Source organism: Candidatus Allofontibacter sp., from assembly GCF_038145245.1.
Taxonomy (GTDB): Bacteria; Pseudomonadota; Alphaproteobacteria; order Pelagibacterales; family Pelagibacteraceae; genus Fontibacterium.
In genome coordinates, this window is record NZ_JAYQPI010000068.1 from 1 (window position 1) to 2,283 (window position 2,283).

Genomic DNA, 2,283 nt, shown 5'->3' on the forward strand with positions numbered 1-2,283 from the left:
ATTAAAGAAAATATTAAAGATATCTTGCTTGGTTTATTTATATTTTCAATTTTTGAGATTAGTTTTACTTTTGTATTTTTTTTATCAGAATTTATAATTTCAGCTTTAAATTCTCCATCTTTAGAATTAAATAGAAAAACATTATCTCCTTCTCTTAATCGCATCACATTCTTTAAATAATGGGCATCTTCTTTTTCTAAAATTAAATCTAAATCTAAGTTTAATTTTTTATCCAAATAAATTCTTACTTTTAAAGACATAACTGTTATTGTAACTAAATTATCTAATTTTTACAAAATGTACCGATTTGCTAATTTATTAAGATTAAATAAACCAATTGGAATTTTTTTACTATTCTGGCCATGCGCTTGGAGTTTAGCGATGACTCAATGGTTTGTTGTTAATAATTATCTATTTATTAAATACTTAATTCTATTTTTTATCGGTTCAATAATTATGAGAAGTGCTGGCTGTGTCTATAATGACATTGTCGATAAAAAAATAGATATCAAAGTTCAAAGAACAAAAAACCGCTTAATAGCTTCAGGAAAAATAAAAATTAAAACTGCATGGCTGGTTATCTTATTGCTTCTAATACCAGCATTTATAATATTATTTCAGTTTAATAATTTTTCTAAAATACTTGGTCTATCCTCTGGACTATTAATTATAACTTACCCTTTTATGAAAAGAATAACATTTTGGCCTCAGTTATTTCTTGGATTTACATTTAATTGGGGTGTATTACTTGGTTGGTCAGTATTCTTTGAAAGTCTAACAATCGAAACTATTATTTTGTATATGGCGGGAATCTTTTGGACTTTAGGATATGATACAATCTATGCATTACAAGATAAGCGTGATGATTTAAAAATTAAAGTCAAATCCACAGCAATTAAATTTAAACATGACATAAAAAATTTTCTATGTTTTTGTTATATCTCATTAATAACTTTTTTGATTGCTTTAGGATTCTTAACAAATAGATCTTTTTTATATTTTATCTTAATAGCAGCTGCAGCCTTGCATTTAGCTTACCAGATATTAATGATTGAAAAAATAAAATCTAATAATAAAGCAAAAATTCAAAAAGTTTTTAATAGCAACAATTCTTTTGGAATCTTAGTGTTTTTAATATTTTTTTTAGAAATCTATAATGCTTAAAGATAATTCTTTTTTAAATAATCTTGGCGAATATTGTATTGATGAATTAAAAAAAATTGGATCAACAGACTCTGAAGTAATAGTGGCCCATTCAATTTCTGAAGACATGTTGCAAAGAAATGGAAAAATTGAAGAAGTCACACGATCTGAAGATATTAGTATTGGTCTAACTGCTTACATCGGACAAAAAAAATCTTCGATCTCAACGTCTAATTTAACCAAAAACAATATCAAACAAGCCGTTGTTAGATGTTACGAAATGGCAAAAAACACTCCCGAGGACAAATATTGTGGCCTTCCAGAAAATAAAAATCTAAGAAAAGATCACATTGATCTAGATTTATTTGATAATTCAATAATCTCTTATGAGACTAAGAAAAGCTATATCTCTGAATGCGAAGCTGAAGCATTGGCTCAAAAAAAAATATTTAATTCTAATGGAGTTTCATTTACCGAGTCTAAATCAAATTTTATACTAAAAAATTCTAATGGTTTTTCTAGTGGAAGAAAGTCATCCATTTTTAGTGTTTCATGTGATGTTCTTGCAAAAGAAGATGAGAGTATGGAGAGAGATTATGAATATTCTTCAAAAAGATTCTTTTGTGATTTAACTAAACCAAGAGTTATTGGAAAAATGGCTGCAGAAAAAGCAAGTGCCAGATTAAATCCGAAAAAAATAAATTCTTTTACAGGACCTGGCATATTTGAACCAAGAGTATCCTCAAGTTTCTTATCTCATTTAATATCGTCCATTTCTGGACATAATTTAGCTAGAAAAGTAAGTTTTATTAAAGGTGATATAGGAGAGATTTTGTTTCAAGAGAATATTAACGTAATTGATGATCCGTTAATCAAAAAAGGTCTGGGGTCGAAAACTTTTGATTCTGAAGGTGTAACTTGTGAAAAATTAAAATTAATAAAAAATGGTAAACTAAATGAAATAATTTTAGACACTTATTCTGGAAAAATGTTATCTAAAAAATCTAATGGAAGGTGTGGTGGAACAACAAATTGTTATTTTGAAAATGGAAAATTAACAAAAACAGACTTAATAAAAGATATTAAAAAAGGAGTTTATATAACTGAATTATTTGGCTCTGGATTTAACAGCGTAACAGG

Annotated in this window: 3 protein-coding genes; 2 read left to right on the plus strand and 1 reads right to left on the minus strand. The window is 26.8% G+C overall.

The features are described 5' to 3' along the window. Nucleotides 1-260, minus strand: a 260-nt coding sequence (locus tag AC8IGH_RS05440) for an RNA methyltransferase PUA domain-containing protein (protein WP_507419696.1), incomplete at its 3' end; no start/stop codon positions are given. Between the two features lie 37 nt (nt 261-297). On the opposite strand from AC8IGH_RS05440, the gene ubiA reads away from it, so the two are divergent. Then, the gene (ubiA, locus tag AC8IGH_RS05445) at nt 298-1,164 is read left to right on the plus strand and encodes a 4-hydroxybenzoate octaprenyltransferase (protein WP_507419697.1); all 867 of its coding nucleotides are present in this window, start codon (nt 298-300) and stop codon (nt 1,162-1,164) included. Next, on the plus strand, nt 1,157-2,283 hold a 1,127-nt coding region (locus AC8IGH_RS05450), incomplete at its 3' end, for a TldD/PmbA family protein (RefSeq protein WP_507419698.1). The genes ubiA and AC8IGH_RS05450, both read left to right, overlap by 8 nt.